Raw genomic sequence first — 18,103 nt, forward strand, 5'->3', positions numbered from 1 at the left:
GGGCCGCTTCGCGACCCAACGGGGGCAAGCCCCCTCGCCGCAGAGTTGGCGTCCGTGACTCAGTAATCGACCCAGACCCCGCCGAGGTCCGCGGAATGGACACAGCGTTCGACCCAGCGCACACCTTCGACACCGGCATTGATATCCGGATAACGCAGCGTCGCCAGTTGTTCATGATCGCCGCGGTTGGCGGCATCCATGGCCAGGGCGAAGCGGTAATAGAGGTTGGCCCAGGCGTCGAACAGCCCTTCCGGGTGCCCGGCACCGATCCGGTCATCAAGCAACGCATGGGGATGCAGATAACCCATCCCGCGCTCCAGCACCTGAGCGGGTTGGCCCTGGACTTCGAATGACAACTGGTTTGGCCGCTCGTCCCACCATTCAAGGCTGGCCCTGGAGCCGATCACCCGAATTTTCTGGCCATGCATGGAGCCGGCGTTCACCGCGCTTGACCATAAACTACCCATGGCCCCGCCTTCGTATTCCATCAAGGTGTAGGCATTGTCCTCCAGCGGCGCGCGGCTTTTGACAAAGCTCTGACGCGAGCACAACAGCCGTTTGATCTTGAGGTCGGGCAGCATGACTTCCGACAGGTACAGCGGGTGAGTGCCTACGTCTCCCAGCACATAACTGGGGCCGGCGAAGCGCGGATCGACCCGCCATTTGGTCGCCTCGCTCTGCGCCTCGACCGCTTCACAGTGGAAACCATGGGCAAACTGCATGTGCACCATGCGCACCTCGCCCAAATCGCCCCGGGCAATCATTTCCCGCGCCTGCTCGACCAGCTGATGCCCGGCGTAGCCGTAGGTCACCCCTACCACCCGGTTTCGGGACAATGCGATGTCCTTCAAGGTTTGCGCTTGCTCAAGGGTGAAGCACAACGGTTTTTCACAGACCACATGCAGCCCCGCTTCCAGAGCGGCCTTGGTGATTTCAAAGTGGGTGCCATTGGGCGTCGCCACGGAAATGGCCTGGATGCAATCCGCCCGCCCCGCTTCCCCTTCAATCAGACTGCGATAGTCGGCATAACACCGCTCGGGGTCGACCCCCAGTTGCACACCAAACTCCCGACCGCGTTGCGGGTCCAGGTCGAAGGCGCCGGCCACCAGTGCAAACGACTGGTCGCGCAGCGCCGCCGAACGATGGATGTAGCCGATCTGACTGTCACGCCCGCCGCCCACCATCGCCCAGCGGATCGGTTGAGGAATACGCTTGCTGCCATTGATCATCGATAAGTCCTTCGCATGAGGGGAATTCAGAAACCTGCCCGAGACAGGTAGGCACGGCTGGCAGCCACATCGCACAGACTGCCATGGGCGTTACGTGGATCACGTTCTTGCTCGACGGTGATGTAGCCCTGGTAACCGATCTCGGTGATCAGCTCGCGCAAGGCGCCGTAGTCGATGACACCCTGGCCGATCGGGCACATCACGCCTTTTGCACACGCGGCGAAGAAGGTGATGTGTTCGCCCAGTACCTGATCGAACACGGCCTGATCGATGTCTTTGAAATGCAGGTAATCCAGGCGGTCCGCGTACTGACGCAGGGTCTGCACCGGGTCCATGCCGGCGTAGTACAGATGGCCGGTGTCCAGGCACAGGCCGGCCACTTCACAGGGGATGTCTTCGACCAGTTGGGCCAGTTCGTCAGCGAACTCGATGTAGCCCCCGGCGTGCGGATGAATCACCGTGCGAATGCCGTATTCCGTCCATGCCAGCTCAGCGATGGCGCGGATGTGGGCCATCATGCCGCGCCAGGCATCCGGCGCCAGGCGCGGTGCGCGGTCGGAATGCCCGGCGGTGTAATCGCGTTCCTCATGCCCCCAATCGATGACCACCAGACAAGGCATGGCAAAGCGTTGCCCCGGCTCCAATGGAATCGCCGGCAATTGCTTGAGCAACGCACAGATATTTCGGGTTTGATTCAGCAGGCTGGGCAGATTGGCGGGGTCGACCAGGTCGTCGAACACCGTGCCGGCCACCACGTGCAAGCCCTGTTCGGCCAGTACCGAGCCCACCGCCACAGCATCCAGTGGAAGGTAACCGTATGGCCCCAATTCGATGCCGCGATACCCCGCTTGCGCCGCTTCGCCAAGGACCTGTTGCCACGCCGGCAGATGAGGATTGTTGACGTCGTCTACGCCCCAGCAACAAGGCGCGGTGGAGATGTGGAGGGTCATGTCAGGCTCCGTTGATTATTGTTATGAGTGGCGTTGTTTCGCTCGCAGAAATCCTAAAGCGGGCAGGTCCATGGCTGCTATAGTCCTTCGGAGATACCTGTCAAAACCCGTCAAAAGTTTCAGATAGGCTTTCATTTCATGTCAGAGCTTTCTTCGTCAGAACATTCCTTGTCAGAAGCCGGCAACCCGGTCGGCCGCCGTTCAACCATGGAAGACGTGGCCCTGGCCGCCGGGGTGAGCCTGTCCACCGTGGACCGGGTGATGAACCTGCGGGCCAATGTGCGTGCCGATACCGCGCAACGCATTGCCGAAGCCGCCGCTCGATTGGGCTTCTATGGGCGTAACGTGATCGAGCAACGGGTATTGCAGCAGCGCCCGACCGTGCGGTTGGGGTTTCTGCTGCAAAAGCGTGGTGTGGCGTTTTATCAGGGACTGGCCAAGGCCTTGGCCGAAGCCGCGACGGCCAGTGTTCGAGCTCAGGTTCGGGTGATGATCCACTACATCGACGACCTGGCCCCGGCCGCCACCGCAGAACGCATCCTCAAACTGCAAGGTGAAGTCGATGCCCTGGGTGTGGTGGCCGCCGATCATCCGGCCGTACGCGAGGCCATGGCGCAGCTGCGAGCGGCCGGTATTCCCGTGGTCGCTCTTGTGTCCGAGCTGAGCGCCTCGGCCGGTGCCGGTTATGTCGGTCTCGACAACCGCGCCATGGGCCGTACCGCCGGCTGGTTCATCAAGCACCTGGCAGCGCAACCGGGGCCTGTGGCCGTGATGGTCGGCACTCAGCGCTTTCAGTGCCAGGAACTGTGCGAAATGAGTTGGCGTTCTTTCTTGTCGGAACAACCCCAGGATTGGGAACTGCTGGCGACACGCATGACCCTGGAGGATGAGGAATTCGCCTATGCCGGCACGCTCGATCTTCTGACCAGCCAGCCTGATCTGGTCGGCCTGTATGTCGCCGGCGGCGGTATCGAGGGGGTCATCAACGCCCTGCGCGAACTGAAAACCCAGCACATCGCGCTGCCCGTGGTGGTGTGCCACGACTTGACCGCCATCACCCGCGCTGCCCTGCGTGACGGCATCGTTCAAGCCGTGCTGTCGCATCCTGTCGAGGCACTGGCGCAAACGGCGGTCAGGGCCATGGTGGACGCGGCGATAGACCCATCGTCGGACAGTGCAGCGAAGTTCATGCTTTCGTTGCAGATTGATGTGGCTGAAAGTGTTTAGTGGCGGGCTGGCGACAGCCCCCTTATTCCCAGGTACGACGTACTCTTTGTAGCAGCTGGCGAAGCCTGCGTTCGGCAGCTGCTACAAAGAATGCGTCGCGACTGAAATTGCTTAAGTGAGCAGCATTGCGCCAAACAGGCGGTTATCTACCTCAACTGCCGCAAAGGTACACAAATCGGTATGGCTTACTTCACCCTGTCAAGCGGGTCAGTAGCCCGCGTTGTCCAGTTCGGTTCATCAAGCTCCGCTCACCGAAACTTGCGCACAGCAACAGTAGGCTAAGCTTTCAGCAGCTCATTGCTCACGATGCTCGCGTCTGCAGGTTTTGGTTTTTTCTGGAGAGCGTCTGCAACAGCTATCTCAGACAGGTCCAGATCATTCATGCAGGACTGACGCGATGACCGAGCCCCTCCTCAGTTTCGAAGCACTCCACCATAACGGGTGGAGTGGTGCCTTGCGTTAGCTGACTTACACGGCAGAGGTATTACCGAGCTGTTGCACTAACTCCATTGCAAATTTTCCCGAGCCCACCGACCAGTCTGAATAGTCGTTTTCATGCATGAAGATGAAAAGGTCTTGCGGGCGAACCTGTGCTTGAGCGCCAAGATTGTCCGCAATTTTTTTGTATAGCTCCCGCTTCATCGCATCGCTGCGACCTCTACGCATCGTTATTTCAATCACTATCAACTGGTCGGAACGCGCGACGCGATTAAAGGTACGGCTGTAAAAAAATTGCTCCGGATCGTAGTCCACCACCAGATTGAACAGTTCATCCTGGGGCATACCGATGCTATCCACCAGCGCTTGGTGTATGCCGTCGACGATGCGCTGGCGTTGCTGCGGGCCAGTGCCTTTGATGACGGCTGTTCGAACGAATGGCATGTGAGACTCTCTCAATTTATTTTGGATAGGCGCTTACCACCCCGACAACCCTGGACAGGTAACCAGGCATGCGGACAGTGAGGGGATTTTCCAAAACCGGGATGGGGTTGGAAATCGATTTATGCGCCCGAAGTAATTGAGTTAAAGTCACTTGATGAAACGTCGTCTCCCCCCATTGAATGCACTCCGCTCTTTCGAGGCCGCTGCCCGGCTGGGCAAAATGACGTCTGCCGCCGATGAGCTTTCTGTCACGCCCGGAGCAGTGAGTCGCCAGGTACGCCAGTTAGAGCTGAGTCTCGGGGTGGAACTGTTCGAGGGGCCGAAAAACAAACCGCAGCTCACCGCTGCCGGGAAAGAACTCCTGCCGGAGTTGACGGCTGCGCTGGATCGGATCGAGGCCGCCGTAGGCCGAATCAGAGATACCGCGACGGGTATTCTGGACGTGTCTTGCTTCAGCACGTTTACGGTCAAGTGGTTGATACCCCGTCTTTTCGATTTCAATGCGAAGTACCCTGATATCAAGATTCGCTTGAATTCCTTTGTCCACACCACCGATCCGGACCGAGACCGATATGACGTGATGATCACTGCCGAGCAGGGGGCCGTTGAGGGTCAAAAGAATACCCTCCTGCTGTTTCCTGAAAGGTTGGGCATCGTGTTATCACCCGCGTTATCCGCACGAATCCAACTCACCGAATTAGATTCCATTTTCTTGCATCCGCTGCTCCATACCAAGACTCGTCCGAATGCCTGGACCAGCTGGAGTGATGCGATTGGATATCAGGCTAGCGCGCCGGCCGGTGCGGAGTTTGAGCACTACTATTTCACATTGGAGGCGGCAATTGCCGGCCTGGGGATTTGTGTCGCCCCTTGGCATCTGGTGGCCGACGACATTCGACTTGGCCGTTTACTGGCACCGTTCGGTTTCCACCAAAGTCACTACGCCTATATTGCCAGGCGAAGTCCGGAACCCAACAAGAAGCTGGACCTGTTCTGCACCTGGCTGGCGTGCCAGGCCGAACAGGACAGTTTCCCAGGCTCTCTCTACGGTCAACCGCCTCATCAGTTTCAGAGCGCAGAAGTGTTCGGCGAATGACAGAGGGCCATGGGTTCTCCGATACTGTCGCGTAATGCAGTGCAACGAGAACCGATATGAAACCCCATTTTGAGAGAAATGATGTCTCTGAGCCCAAAATCCAGCGTAATGGAAACATTCACCGCGCCCCCCATCAGCAGCCGGCGGTAACAGCATGATCGAAGTCACCGAGGTTTCCATTGCCCAACTGCGTGCTGCGCTCGAATCGGGCCAGACAACGGCGGTGGAGCTGGTCCAGGCCTATCTCGCCCGGATCGATGCCTACGACGGACCCGACACGCCCACCGCCCTCAACGCGGTGGTGGTTCGCAACCCCGATGCGATCAAGGAAGCGCAGGCGGCCGATGCCCGTCGGGCCAGGGGCGAAACGCTGGGGCCGCTCGATGGCATCCCCTATACGGCCAAGGACAGTTATCTGGTGAAGGGGCTGACCGCTGCCTCTGGAAGTCCCGCCTTCGCCAACCTGATTGCTTATCGCGATGCGTTCACCATCGAACGGCTTCGCGCCGCCGGCGCGATCTGCCTGGGCAAGACCAATATGCCGCCGATGGCCAACGGCGGCATGCAGCGCGGGGTATACGGCCGTGCCGAAAGCCCCTACAACGCCGACTACCTCACTGCCCCTTTCGCATCGGGCTCATCGAACGGCGCCGGTACGGCAACCGCCGCCAGTTTCGCGGCATTCGGCCTGGCGGAAGAAACCTGGTCGAGCGGTCGCGGGCCTGCCTCGAACAATGGCCTGTGCGCCTATACGCCTTCGCGCGGGGTGATCTCGGTGCGCGGCAACTGGCCGTTGACGCCGACGATGGACGTTGTCGTACCGTATGCCAGGACAATGGCGGACCTGCTCGAGGTGCTCGATGTGGTGGTGGCGGATGATCCCGACACACGGGGCGATCTGTGGCGGATGCAACCCTGGGTGCCCATTCCGAGTGTCGCTTCGGTGCGTCCCGCTTCCTACGGGTCGCTGGCCGCCAATACCGATGCGCTCGCAGGAAAGCGCTTCGGCGTTCCCCGCATGTACATCAATGCGGATCTCGATGCGGGCACCAGCGATGCGCCTGGCATCGGTGGGCCGACGGGCCAGCGAATCAACACCCGCCCCTCAGTGATCGGGCTATGGGAGGAGGCTCGCAAGGCACTCGAAGCGGCCGGTGCAGAAGTGGTCGAGGTCGACTTCCCGCTGGTCTCCAATTGCGAGGGGGATCGTCCTGGTGCACCGACGGTGTTTAACCGGGGCCTGGTGTCCAAAGAGTTCCTTCACCATGAATTGTGGGATCTGACGGCTTGGGCGTTCGACGATTTCCTGCGGGCCAACGGCGATCCAAAACTGAATCGCCTGGTCGACGTGAACGGGCCGCTGATTTTCCCGCACGATCCGGGGACTCTACCCAATCGCGAGGGCGAACTGGCCGCGGGTATGGACGAATATGTGCGGATGGCCGAACGCGGCATCACCCCTTGGGACCAGATCACCACGGTGCCTGACGGACTACGCGGCCTTGAACGGACGCGCCGAATCGATCTGGAGGAATGGATGGATCGGTTGGGGCTCGACGCGGTGATCTTCCCGACGGTAGCCGACGTTGGGCCGGCGAATGCCGATGTCGATCCGAAGTCTGCGGATATCGCGTGGAGTAACGGCATCTGGGTCGCCAACGGCAATCTCGCCATCCGCCACCTGGGGGTACCCACGGTCACTGTGCCGATGGGCGTCATGCCAGACATCGGCATGCCCGTCGGGCTGACCTTTGCCGGGCGTGCCTATGACGATTCGACGCTGCTTCGCCTGGCTTCGGCGTTTGAGTCGACGGGGGCGAAACGATTGATCCCTCCTCGAACCCCATCATTGTCGGGCGGCAAAAAATAGAAATGGCGGGATTGGGGCAGCACACGTTCCAATCCCGCTCGGTAACGGCAAGTCAGAGCCGGGCGGCGGCAACAGGTGTTTGCCAGCCGTCCCCCTTCACGCACTCATCCAGAAACCTCACCACCGTCCCTATGCAGCCGACCCGCTCCTCGACATGAGGCATATGGCTGGAGTGCTCGAACAACGCCCAACGCACGTTCGGGACCTTCTCCAGATAGGGTTTGACCACCGTCGGTGTTGCTTCATCGTAGCGACCGGAAATCACCAACGTCGGTACGTTGATGTGCTGCAAGCGGTCGACAATGGTCCAGTCTTTCAGGCTGCCTATCACATGAAACTCCGTCGGCCCGCTCATGGCGTGGTAAACGGTGGGATCGGCATCGACCTGGGCAAAAGTACGCGCCACCTCATCGGGCCAGGGAATGACGCGACATACATGGTTGTCGTAAAAAACCCTTGAAGCTTCCTGATAGGCAGCCGCTTGAAAAGTCCCGGCCTGTTCGTGCTCCAGCAATGTTTCATGTACGCCGGCGGGCAGTAGCTTACGTAAACGGTTGGCCTCCTGAACCCAGACACGCATGTCCGAAGGGGAATTGGCGGCGATCAAGGCCCGTAGCCCCGCAGGTTGCCGTACGGCGTGTTCGCTGGCGAGCATGCCGCCCCAGGATTGCCCCAGGAGCGCGTAATTGTCGCTGATTTCCAGATGATCCAGCAGGTTGTCCAGCTCCTCGAGAAACAGCGCTACGTTCCAGAATGAAGCGTCTTTTTCCGGTAGGTGGGTCGAGCGGCCGTTACCCAGTTGATCGTAATGAACCACTGGATACCCACTCGCGGCGATGTCCTTGAACGCGTCGACGTAATCATGCGTGCAGCCCGGACCGCCATGCAGAATCACCAGTGGCGTGCTCTTACCGTCGAAGTGACCCGTGACGCGATACCAGGTCTGATAAAGACCAAAAGGTGCGAAGCCTTCGCGTATTCCGATAGATTCCATTTCTGCGTGCCTTCCCTGAAAAACCGTACGGCACACGATAGCGGGATCAGACCTTCGACATAACTAGAGAAATAGATAGGTTTTTGCCCTATTTCAGCTATCGAGCAACCGATAGTGGGTGGCCCGAACCACGGCCTGGACCCGGTTCTTGGCACCGAGTTTATGCATGGCCGAGGTCAGATGGAGGGTGATAGTGGCCAATGAGCGATTCAGTTGGTCGGCAATCTCTGCGCCGGTCAGGCCCTCAGCCGCCCATTTAAGGCACTCGCGTTCACGCTTGGTCAGGTGAATGGGAGGCGAATGAGCCTCCTTGCCCAGCAACGGATAGGCCGCTTCCTGCAAGGCGTGGGAAATCAGGCTGAAATCTGCCAGGGTCTGCCGGGCATCGCGCAGGACGCTGGCGCTGCTACCGATACGCAGCCCCGTCAAGGAAGCAAAACCGCCTCTGGGCAGATGAATCGGGACCGATACCCCACAGGTCATCTGCAAGTCTTCCAGATAGCTCACCACAGGTGCATGGGACTGACCGATGACCGGCTCCAGCAGGGTGTCAGTCCCGGGCTTGTAGGACCAGACAAAGGGTGAAACGCAATTGAGTGCCACCTGCTGAACAGGGTCGATCTGGTAGTAACCCTCGGTACACCAACGCGTATGCCAATCGGCTGGAGTGTTGCGCAGCTTGAGCACCGAGGGCGTGATCAACTTGCCTTCGTGGTCCAGCGGCACCGGGCTGTAGTCGTACACCAAGGCATCAAAGCCCAGCTCGTTGGCCAAGAGCAAGGCGTTGTCCATCTGCTCATCCAGGCTCTTGCCCGATAACAGACGGGGATTGAGGTCTGATAGCTTGGTCTGCATCCATTGTGCTCCCTAAACAATTTCAATCCTGAAATTCAGCACGTAGAATGCCACGCCTCCGCGAGGGACTGCCAGATAAAACCTATAACAAATACTAGCTTTTGGGCTCATGACTTACTCAGTAAGGTTGAGCCATTTGGCCAGCATCCGAACCGGTCAGCATCATAAAGGGAGTATTGCGATGTGGCGTGAAGTCGAACCGGATCAGCAATATAACGTCGAGGTCGACGGCCACAATCTGGTGGTCTACAGCTTTGGCGAGGGCGATGAAGTCCTGCTGTGCCTCAATGGCGGCCCGGGGCTTCCCTGCGATTATCTGCGTGACGCCCATGGCTGGCTCAAGGACAAGGGGCTGCGAGTTGTCGCCTTCGACCAGCTCGGTACTGGAGCGTCTGACAGACCCGAAGACCCGTCCCTCTGGGACATCACCCGTTATGTCGCTGAGGTGGAAACCGTCCGTCAGGCCCTCGACCTGGGCCGAGTGCATTTGATGGGGCACTCCTGGGGCGGCTGGCTGGCGATCGAATATGCCATTTACCACCCTCACGCACTCAAAACCCTGATTCTGGAAAACACCGTAGGCGATATCCCGCACCTGTCTCAGGAACTGGAGCGTCTGCGTGGCGCCCTGGGCAGCGAAACCGTGGCCATGATGCAACGCCATGAAGCCATGGGCACCCTCGATCACCCGCAATACCAAGCGGCTATTACCCTCCTCAACTACCGTCACGTCTGCCGCCTGGACGAATGGCCGGCACCCGTCACGCGCTCTCTGGGCGACTGGAACATGGGGCCCTACACGACCATGCAGGGGCCAAACGAGTTTCTCTACATCGGCAACCTGAAAAACTGGAACCGGCTCCAGGAAATGGCCGATTTCACGATGCCGGTGTTGATTACCACCGGCCAGCACGACGAACTGACGCCCGCCTGTGCAATGCGCATGAAAATGGCGCTCAAGGATGTCGAGTTGCATGTGTTCCCCAACAGCAGCCATATGCCGTTCTACGAAGAACCTCATGCCTACTTTCCGGTGTTGCTGGATTTCCTCCAGCGGCACCGAGGTTAGTCGATGAATCTGTCGCGTTACCGTTTCATCCTGTCACGGCCTCTGCAACTGCTGCCGGTGCTGTTCGGCATCAGCCTGATCACGTTTGTGCTGGTGCGTTCGATTCCAGGCGATCCGGCACGTGCCCTGCTCGGCTCTCGCAGTACGCCGGAGGGGCTGATCAGGATTCGCGCTCAGTTCGGCCTCGATCAGCCGCTGTGGATGCAGTATTTCTACTTTCTTGAAAATCTGTTCAAGGGCGATCTCGGCCAGTCGTTGCTGTACAAGGTCGACGCCTTGAAGCTGATCAGCACACGAATCGAGCCCACGCTGTTTCTGGTGCTCGGCAGCGTGCTGCTGGCGCTGTTGATCGCCGTACCGCTGGCCACCGTTGCGGCCCGTAACAAGGGCGGCTGGGGCGACAATCTGATCCGCCTGTTCACCACCGCCGGCCTCGGCATGCCGGCGTTCTGGCTGGGGATCATGTTGATCCTGCTGTTCAGCGTGCAGCTGGGCTGGTTCCCGGTTTCCGGCTATGGCCGCAGCTGGCCGGACAAACTGCACCACATGCTCCTGCCCTGCCTGACCATTGCGCTGGCATTGTCGGCAGTGTTGGTGCGCAATCTGCGGGCGAGCATGCTGATGGAGTTGCAAGCCGACCACGTCACGGCGGCCCGAGCTCGCGGCCTGTCTGAAGACGCGGTGTTTCGTCGACACGTGCTGCCCAACTCGCTGGTTCCCGCGGTCAACTTGCTGGCGGTGAACATCGGCTGGCTGATCAGCGGCACGGTGGTCATCGAGAGCCTGTTCGCCATTCCCGGAATCGGCCAGTTACTGGTCCGTGGCATCTTCACCCGTGACTATATGGTGGTCCAGGGCGTGGCGATGGTGCTGGCCTGCGCCACCGTCGCAGTGAATTTTCTCGCCGATGTGGTCACGGTAGCGATCGATCCCCGGGTGAACATCCGATGAGCAGTCAGGCTACGATTGCCCCCCGCCTGAACCTCGGCTTCGGTTTACACAACCGTCGTTTGGCAATGGGCCTGGGGTTGGCAATCCTGCTCGGCTGGCTGTTGCTGGCGATCTTCGCACCCTGGATCGCGCCCTTCGATCCAATCGCCCAGAACACTGATATCCGCCTGCTGGGGCCCAGCCTGGCCCACCCGTTCGGGACCGACAATTTTGGCCGCGACGTATTGTCTCGAGTGATCTGGGCGGCCCGCGTCGACTTGCAGCTGGCGGTCATCGGGGTGATCTTCCCGTTTTTGATCGGCACCTGTGTCGGGGCTTTGTCCGGCTACATCGGCGGGCGTTTCGACACCGTCTGCATGCGCCTGATCGATATCATCCTGGCCTTCCCGTTCCTGGTGTTGATGCTGGCGATCATGGCGATCCTCGGCCCCGGCCTGATGAGTTTCTATATCGCCATGGCACTGGTGGGCTGGGTGTCCTACGCACGGTTGATCCGCTCGCAGATCCTGATCCTCAAGGAAAGCGATTTTGCCCTGGCCGCCAAAAGTCTGGGTTTCGGCCATGGGCGCATTCTGTTTCGTCACTTGCTGCCGAACGCGATGTTCGGCTCGATCGTGTTTTCCATGTCCGATGCGGTGCTGGTGCTGCTCAACGGCGCGGCGGTCAGCTACCTCGGCCTCGGGGTTCAACCACCGACGGCCGAATGGGGCACGATGGTCGCCGAAGGCCAGAGTTTCATCACCTCCGCCTGGTGGATCTGCACCTTCCCGGGGTTGGCGATCGTCACCCTGGCCATGGGCTTCAGCCTGCTGGCCGACGCTGTCGCCGAGCACCTGGGTGAACACTCATGAGTACGCCGGTGCTGAAGGTCGAGGAACTGAGCGTCATTGCCCGTAACGGCGAACACGAGGTGACGCTGGTGGATCGCTTGTCATTCGACCTGGCCGAGGGTGAAATCCTCGGGTTGGTGGGTGAAAGCGGCTCCGGCAAAACCCTGGCCTGTCGCGGTTTGATGAGGCTGTTGCCGTCGCCGAATCTACGAGTGGAAGGCACAGCCGTGCAGCTGGCCGGGGAAAATCTGTTGCGTCTGGACGAAGCCGGCATGCGCCGCATGCGTGGGCGTCAATTGGGGATGATTTTCCAGAACCCCAATAGCCATCTCGATCCGTTGATGCGCATCGGCGAGCAGATTGGCGAAGGTATTCGTCTGCATCAGGGCGCCAGCAAGCCTGAAGCCCGCGCCCTGGCCATCGACGTACTTCGGCAAGTGGGCATTCCCGATCCGCAGCGGCGGGTCGACAGTTACCCTCACGAATTTTCCGGTGGCATGCGTCAGCGGGCGATGATCGCCGTGGCCTTGGGTTGCAATCCGAACGTGCTGATCGCCGACGAACCGACCACCGCTCTCGACGTCACGGTGCAAGCGCAGATCCTGCGCCTGCTGCTCGATCTGCGCGACCAGCGTGGCCTGTCGATCATCATGATCACCCATGACCTGGGCGTCGTTGCCCAAACCTGCGACTCGATTGCAGTGATGTACGCCGGACGCTTGTGCGAGCACGGCAACAAACACGAGGTACTGGCCCATCCGCGCCATCCTTACACCGCTGGATTGATCGACTGTCAGCCGGCCACCAGTCACGGTCACGCATTGCTCAAAACCATTTCCGGGCAACCGCCCCTGCTCGATGCCCTGCCCCATGGGTGTCGCTTCAATCCGCGCTGCCAGCAAACCGGCAGTCGATGCGTGTCACTGATGCCGGACCTGCAAGCCGTTACTTGCGAACATCGCATCGCTTGCCATTACCCCTTGGCCGTCGGAGGCCGCTCATGACGCTGCTCAAGGTCAAAGATCTGCATGTGCGCTTCGCCGCGCCTGGCACTGGCCTGCTGGGCATGAACCGGCAATGGCTGACCGCGGTCAATGGCGTTTCGCTGACCCTCGCGGCCGGTGAAACCCTCGGGCTGGTCGGCGAGTCGGGCAGCGGTAAAAGCAGCCTGGGTCGGGCGATCCTGCACCTCAATGAGATTTTCGCCGGACAGGTGTTGTTCGATGGCGTCGACATGGCCCACGCCGGAAAAATCGACATCGAGAAGCTGCGTCATGAGACAGCGATGGTTTTTCAGGACCCTTACGCTGCCCTAAACCCACGCCTGAGCATCGGCCAGACCCTGGCGGAGGTGCTCCGGGTACAACGCAAGGTGCCAGAACCGCTGATTGCCGCACGAGTCGATGAGTTGCTGACCCTGGTCGGTCTGCGCCCCGAGTTGGCCAACCGCAAACCGCGTGCCTTGAGTGGTGGCCAGTGCCAGCGTGTCGGGATCGCCCGGGCGCTGGCCGTGGAACCGCGTCTGATCGTCGCCGATGAATGCGTGGCCGCGCTGGACGTGTCCATCCAGGGGCAGATCATCAACCTGCTGCTGGAGCTGCGCCAGCGCATGAACCTGGCGATTGTGTTCATCGCCCACGATCTGGCGATCGTTCGCCGGCTCTGTGATCGGGTGGCGGTGATGTACCTGGGCAAGATCGTCGAAGAAGGCCCGGTGGAAGAAGTATTCCGCTCCCCACGGCATCCTTATACCGCCGCACTGATCCAGTCGATTCCGGAAATCGACCCAACCCGGACGCTACCCAGCGACCCTCTGCCCGGTGAACCGCCCAGCCCTTTGCAACTGCCATCCGGATGCGCCTTTCACCCGCGCTGTCGCTACGTTCGTCCCACTTGTAGCCAGGTGGCGCCTCCTACACGTCAACTCGAAGCTCGCCGTTACGACTGCGTGCTCGAGGAGCCGCTGCTTTAAAAAACAACCCACTCATCAAGAAGGAGTTTGACCATGAGATCCAGGCATTTGAAATTGCTCGCCGCGGCCACGTTGACCGCTTGCACTCTAGCCAGCGGTATTGCTCAGGCGGCGGGTGTACTCACCATCGGTTGCCGTGAAGAAAGCACCACGTTCGACCCGATCAAGAGCGCGCAAAACCGCGATACCTGGGTGTTTTCCAATGTCTACGACACACTGGTCCGGGTAAACAAGGCCGGCAGCAAGATGGAGCCCGGTCTGGCTGAAAGCTGGAAAGTCTCCGACGACGGCCTGACCTACACATTCAAACTGCGCTCGGCGAAATTCTCCGACGGCTCGCCGATTACAGCCGATGATGCAGCGTTCAGCCTGCTGCGTATTCGCGATAACAAGGCCTCGCTGTGGAGCGATGCCTACAAGCTGATCGACACGGCGAAAGCCGCCGATCCGCAGACTCTGGTGGTCACCCTGACCACCCCGTCGGTGCCGTTCCTCTCGCAACTGGCCTCGCCGACCGTGTCGATTCTCTCGCAAAAGGCCATGACCCGCATGGGCGAGGATGCCTATGCTCAGGAGCCTGTGGTGTCAGGGGCATTTTTTGTCAAAGAGTGGCTGCGTGGCGATCGCGTGAAGCTGGAGAAGAACCCGCACTTCTGGCAGGCCGACAAGGTCAACCTGGATGGCGTGGAGTGGATCTCCATTCCAGACGACAATACCCGGATGCTCAAGGTGCAGGCAGGCGAGCTGGACTCAGCGATTTTCGTACCGTTTTCGCGGGTCGATGCGCTGCGCAAGGATCCCAACCTGACCATCCACTCCGACCCTTCCACTCGGGAAGATCACCTGTTGATCAACCATGAACACGGATTGCTGGCCAAGCCTGAAGTACGTCAGGCACTGGACATGGCTATCAACAAGAAGTCGGTGGTCGATACCGTCACCTTCGGTCATGGTCAGGAGGCTTACTCCTACATCCCCAAGGGCTCGCTTTACCATTATGCAGACAACCTGAAGCGTCCGTTTGACCCGGCCAAAGCCAAGCAGATGCTGACCGATGCCGGCGCAGCGGGCATGAAGCTGAACTACGTGGTCAACGCCGGTAACGAAGCCGACGAGCAGATTGCCGTGCTGGTTCAACAGCAACTGGCAGCCGTCGGTGTGACCGCGACCCTGCAAAAGGTCGACCCGACCCAGAGCTGGCAGATGCTGGTCGACGGTGATTACGACCTGTCCGTGATGTACTGGACCAACGACATCCTCGACCCGGATCAGAAGACCACGTTCGTTCTGGGCCACGATACCAACATGAACTACATGACCCGCTACAAGAACGACAAGGTCAAGAATCTGGTGTCGGCTGCCCGGGTAGAAGCAGACCCGATCAAGCGTGAACAGGTCTATGTCGACTTGCAGAAGATAGCCAAACAGGACGTCAACTGGATCGACCTTTACTACAGCCCGTACATCAACATTTCGCGCAAGAACATCGAACACTTCCAGCAAAATCCACTGGGGCGTTTCTCTCTCGAGGAGACTGTAAAGAACTAAGGAGCGTTGCGCTGGAGCAAGCAGCTCCAGCGCAATCAGTGATTACCCATTCGAGCTCACGATTTTTTCAGCAGGTCGTACAAAACACTGCTCGATAACCGTTGCCCCCCACTGCTGCCCCTCTTGCTCCTGCTCCAATCTAAAACCAAAGTCTTCATACAGTTTACGAGCCACATCAAGGCCCTTGAACGTCCAAAGCCGCGTCGCGCAAAAGCCGTGTTCGTCACAGAACTTTATGGCTTCAGCCAACAAGCGTTTGCCTGCGCCCTTGCCTCGCGCCGAGTCATCAAGAATGAAACAGCGCAGAATCGCTTCACCGCCCTCTCCTTCGCCGTCTATAGCAATGGAGCCGACCATTCGCTGGCCGTCCAAAGCCACCCAAACCTCGTTGCGTGGATTGTGCAAACGCCCCATCAACTCCGCCATGTCCGATGCAACCAGACTCTCGAACGGCTGGCCGAAATTCGAATGCCTTGCGTAGTAGTCGGCATGCATTTGCACAATGCGGCCGATGATTCCGGGTCGGTAGCCCCGAGCGATGTCCAGCTGCATCGGCGGTGGCGGCGCTGTACCGAGTCTGTGGGATTGCAGGGCGACGGCATAGTTGGCGATGCCCTCATTCACGGCCTGCTGTTGCTCGCTCGTCAGGTACGTCATGGCCGCGCCCACCTGCTCCCTGGCGAACGAATCAATCGCTCGCAGGGTCTTCTTGCCCTGCACCGTGAGTCGCAGTTTCTTTGAGCGCGCATCCTCCTCGTGTGGAATTTCTTCGATCTCGCCGGCCTCAATGAGCTTGCGCACCATCCGGCTCACGGAGGACTTTTCCAGGCCGAGAAGCGCCACAAGTTCCCCTGCCGTCAGCGAGTCCCGTTCCCCAATCTCCACGATGGTGTGAACGGATGAAGGCGGATAGTCCGTCGCAGCCAGCGTGGCCTTCATGAACCCCAACTCTCGCACCAATAGACGCGACGCCGAACGGACTTGGTTAGTCAAGTCTGATTGAGAATGGATCATGGAAATCACCCCGAACGAAACGACCATTTAGTTGTATAGCACAACTAAATACTCGTCAATTGAGGCCGGTCCCTTTCTCGGTTTCGAGTCGCCAAAACTTGCACACAGCAGCAGTAGGCTAAGCTTTCAGCAGCTCATTGCTCACGATGCTCGCGTCTGCAGGTTTTGGTTTTTTCTGGAGAGCGTCTGCAACAGCTATCTCAGACAGGCCCAAACCTTTCATGCAGGACTGACGTGATGACCGAGCCTCTCCTCAGTTTCGAAGCACTCAAGCGCGCCGCTGCCGCCGGCGAAATCGATACCGTGCTGGTCTGCATGGTCGATATGCAGGGGCGACTGGTCGGCAAGCGATTCCAGGTCGAATTTTTCATCGACAGCGGTCATGAAGAAACCCACTGCTGCAATTACCTGCTGGCCGACGACATCGACATGGAACCGGTGCCGGGTTACGCCGCTGCCAGTTGGAGCAAAGGCTATGGCGATTTTGTGCTCAAACCCGACATGGCCACGTTGCGTCGCGTGCCGTGGCTGGAATGCACGGCGCTGGTGCTCTGCGACGTGCTCGATCATCACCACAGAAAAGACCTGCCCCACAGCCCGCGGGCGATCCTGAAAAAACAAGTCGAGCGACTGCGCGAGCGCGGCTATACCGGCATGTTCGCCTCTGAACTGGAGTTCTATCTGTTCGACGAAAGTTACCAGGCAATCCACGAGCGCAACTACCACCAGCCGAAGACCGCCGGCCACTACATCGAGGATTACAACATCCTGCAGACCACCCGCGAGGAGCCGGTGCTGCGGGCGATTCGCAAACATCTGCAAGCATCCGGCATTCCGGTGGAAAACTCCAAGGGCGAATGGGGGCCGGGTCAGGAAGAAATCAACATCCGTTACGCCGATGCCATGACCATGGCCGACCATCACGTCATCATCAAACACGCCTGCAAAGAGATCGCGCAACTGCAGGGCAAGGCAATTACGTTCATGGCCAAGTGGCGCTATGACGCCGCCGGCTCCAGCAGCCATATCCACAATTCGCTGTGGGACAAGAATGCCAAGAAGCCGCTGTTCTTCGACCCCAAGGCTGAGTTCGGCATGTCGAAACTGATGCGTTCGTGGGTGGCCGGGCAGCTCAAATACGCCAACGACATCACCTGTTTTCTCGCGCCCTATATCAATTCGTACAAGCGCTTTCAGGCCGGCACCTTCGCGCCGACGCGGGCAGTCTGGAGCCGGGACAATCGCACCGCGGGCTTTCGTTTGTGCGCCGAAGGCAGCAAGGCCATCCGCATCGAATGCCGCATCGGCGGTGCTGACCTCAACCCCTACCTGGCCTTCGCCGCCCTGATCGCCGCGGGCCTGGCCGGCATCGACGAGAAGCTCGAGCTCGCGCCACCCTTCGAGGGCGATGCCTACGTCGATGAGCAGTTGCCTGAGGTGTCGAAAACCCTGCGCGAGGCCTGCGCCGCCCTCAAGGCTTCGAGCATGTTGCGCGAGGCGTTCGGCGATGAAGTGATCGACCACTACGTGCACACCGCCGACTGGGAACAGAAAGAGTACGACCGACGGATAACCGACTGGGAACTGCAGCGCGGCTTCGAGCGCTATTGAGTACG

16 protein-coding genes are annotated in these 18,103 nt (G+C 59.6%); 10 read left to right on the plus strand and 6 right to left on the minus strand.

The features are described from left to right. Positions 1-59: 59 nt before the first annotated feature. Together LOY38_RS16975 and LOY38_RS16980 are read right to left on the minus strand one after the other, a co-directional pair. On the minus strand, positions 60-1,229 hold the full coding sequence (locus LOY38_RS16975) for a Gfo/Idh/MocA family protein (RefSeq protein WP_258696230.1): 1,170 nt from the start codon (positions 1,227-1,229) through the stop codon (positions 60-62). 26 nt (positions 1,230-1,255) lie between these two features. Further along, complete coding sequence (locus LOY38_RS16980) at positions 1,256-2,179, minus strand: sugar phosphate isomerase/epimerase (RefSeq protein ID WP_258696231.1); 924 nt, start codon at positions 2,177-2,179, stop codon at positions 1,256-1,258. A 207-nt stretch (positions 2,180-2,386) separates the two neighbouring features. On the opposite strand from LOY38_RS16980, the gene LOY38_RS16985 reads away from it, so the two are divergent. Next, positions 2,387-3,406: a LacI family DNA-binding transcriptional regulator gene (locus LOY38_RS16985; RefSeq protein ID WP_258700741.1), complete on the plus strand. Its 1,020-nt coding sequence runs from the start codon at positions 2,387-2,389 to the stop codon at positions 3,404-3,406. 468 nt (positions 3,407-3,874) lie between these two features. Here LOY38_RS16985 and LOY38_RS16990 read toward each other — a convergent pair whose 3' ends face one another. Next, the gene (locus LOY38_RS16990; protein ID WP_258696232.1) at positions 3,875-4,288 is read right to left on the minus strand and encodes a tautomerase family protein; all 414 of its coding nucleotides are present in this window, start codon (positions 4,286-4,288) and stop codon (positions 3,875-3,877) included. A gap of 154 nt (positions 4,289-4,442) precedes the next feature. On the opposite strand from LOY38_RS16990, the gene LOY38_RS16995 reads away from it, so the two are divergent. Both LOY38_RS16995 and LOY38_RS17000 read left to right on the plus strand, forming a co-directional pair. Beyond that, positions 4,443-5,384: a LysR substrate-binding domain-containing protein gene (locus LOY38_RS16995; protein WP_258696233.1), complete on the plus strand. Its 942-nt coding sequence runs from the start codon at positions 4,443-4,445 to the stop codon at positions 5,382-5,384. Between the two features lie 154 nt (positions 5,385-5,538). Continuing rightward, on the plus strand, positions 5,539-7,254 hold the full coding sequence (locus LOY38_RS17000; RefSeq protein WP_258696234.1) for an amidase: 1,716 nt from the start codon (positions 5,539-5,541) through the stop codon (positions 7,252-7,254). A gap of 52 nt (positions 7,255-7,306) precedes the next feature. On the opposite strand, the gene LOY38_RS17005 is transcribed toward LOY38_RS17000, so the two are convergent. Next, the gene (locus LOY38_RS17005) at positions 7,307-8,248 is read right to left on the minus strand and encodes a proline iminopeptidase-family hydrolase (protein ID WP_258696235.1); all 942 of its coding nucleotides are present in this window, start codon (positions 8,246-8,248) and stop codon (positions 7,307-7,309) included. A 93-nt stretch (positions 8,249-8,341) separates the two neighbouring features. Continuing rightward, entirely contained in the window at positions 8,342-9,103 is a 762-nt protein-coding gene (locus tag LOY38_RS17010) for a LuxR family transcriptional regulator (RefSeq protein ID WP_258696236.1), read from the minus strand. A gap of 181 nt (positions 9,104-9,284) precedes the next feature. Between LOY38_RS17010 and LOY38_RS17015 the strand changes: the two genes are divergently transcribed. Genes LOY38_RS17015 through LOY38_RS17040 form a run of 6 tightly spaced genes read left to right on the plus strand, consistent with a single transcriptional unit; the run spans position 9,285 to position 15,473 of the window. Beyond that, on the plus strand, positions 9,285-10,172 hold the full coding sequence (locus LOY38_RS17015; protein ID WP_258696237.1) for a proline iminopeptidase-family hydrolase: 888 nt from the start codon (positions 9,285-9,287) through the stop codon (positions 10,170-10,172). Positions 10,173-10,175: 3 nt separating this feature from the next. Then, a complete protein-coding gene (locus tag LOY38_RS17020) occupies positions 10,176-11,123 on the plus strand; it encodes an ABC transporter permease (protein WP_258696238.1) in 948 nt (315 codons plus the stop codon). After that, on the plus strand, positions 11,120-11,974 hold the full coding sequence (locus LOY38_RS17025) for an ABC transporter permease (RefSeq protein WP_258696239.1): 855 nt from the start codon (positions 11,120-11,122) through the stop codon (positions 11,972-11,974). Before LOY38_RS17020 ends, LOY38_RS17025 begins: the two co-directional genes overlap by 4 nt. Next, positions 11,971-12,957 (plus strand): ABC transporter ATP-binding protein, encoded by a 987-nt coding sequence (locus tag LOY38_RS17030; protein WP_258696240.1) that lies wholly within the window; start codon positions 11,971-11,973, stop codon positions 12,955-12,957. Before LOY38_RS17025 ends, LOY38_RS17030 begins: the two co-directional genes overlap by 4 nt. Continuing rightward, the gene (locus LOY38_RS17035; RefSeq protein WP_258696241.1) at positions 12,954-13,925 is read left to right on the plus strand and encodes an ABC transporter ATP-binding protein; all 972 of its coding nucleotides are present in this window, start codon (positions 12,954-12,956) and stop codon (positions 13,923-13,925) included. The genes LOY38_RS17030 and LOY38_RS17035 overlap by 4 nt, the downstream gene beginning before the upstream one ends. Positions 13,926-13,958: 33 nt before the next feature. Beyond that, entirely contained in the window at positions 13,959-15,473 is a 1,515-nt protein-coding gene (locus LOY38_RS17040) for an ABC transporter substrate-binding protein (RefSeq protein WP_258696242.1), read from the plus strand. A gap of 42 nt (positions 15,474-15,515) precedes the next feature. On the opposite strand, the gene LOY38_RS17045 is transcribed toward LOY38_RS17040, so the two are convergent. Next, positions 15,516-16,487: a helix-turn-helix domain-containing GNAT family N-acetyltransferase gene (locus LOY38_RS17045; protein ID WP_258696243.1), complete on the minus strand. Its 972-nt coding sequence runs from the start codon at positions 16,485-16,487 to the stop codon at positions 15,516-15,518. Between the two features lie 237 nt (positions 16,488-16,724). Here LOY38_RS17045 and LOY38_RS17050 point away from each other — a divergent pair, with 237 nt between their 5' ends. Further along, positions 16,725-18,098, plus strand: coding sequence for a glutamine synthetase family protein (locus tag LOY38_RS17050; protein WP_258696244.1), 1,374 nt, complete (start codon positions 16,725-16,727; stop codon positions 18,096-18,098). Positions 18,099-18,103 lie beyond the last annotated feature (5 nt).

The sequence above is a fragment of the Pseudomonas sp. B21-015 genome, assembly GCF_024749285.1.
Taxonomy (GTDB): Bacteria; Pseudomonadota; Gammaproteobacteria; order Pseudomonadales; family Pseudomonadaceae; genus Aquipseudomonas.